Origin of the sequence: Desulforhabdus sp. TSK, assembly GCF_022836495.1 — a bacterium.
Taxonomy (GTDB): Bacteria; Desulfobacterota; Syntrophobacteria; order Syntrophobacterales; family Syntrophobacteraceae; genus Desulforhabdus.
In genome coordinates this window covers 1-397 of sequence record NZ_BQXM01000196.1, presented here as the reverse complement: position 1 = coordinate 397, position 397 = coordinate 1, and the positions used below count along the sequence as shown (strand labels likewise).

Here is a 397-nt window from a genome sequence, read left to right as displayed (position 1 = left end):
CGCGCCACCGTGCTGGTCGGTCCGGCGCTGATCCTGACCACGGTGGTGCTGGCCTGCGGCCTCGTCGTCACCGTGTTCTCCGACCTGCCGTCGCTGCGGCTGTTCGGCTGGCTCAGCGCGTTCTCGATGGTCGCAGCGCTGGTCGCCGACCTGTTCATCCTGCGCCCGACCTCGATGTTCCTGATCAACCTGTCGCAGAAGCTGCGCGGCAAGGGCGGGCAACCGGCGCCGATCGAAAAGGCCTGACCGAGAGGCAACAAAGCGCGGCAACAAAAAGCCCGGTTCCGAAGCGCTCGGACCCGGGCTGTTTTGTTTGCCTGCCTAATCGGTCGGAGCCGTCAGGTCTTCGTCATCGTAATCGTGACGCCGCGGATCTCACCCTTGGAGTCGATCTGCA

Annotated in this window: 1 pseudogene; it reads left to right on the top strand. The window is 65.0% G+C overall.

Features of this window, described 5'->3' with window-relative positions:
- Window positions 1-246: pseudogene (locus MWC30_RS22080) on the top strand (RND transporter); the annotation flags it as partial.
- Between the last annotated feature and the right edge of the window lie 151 nt (window positions 247-397).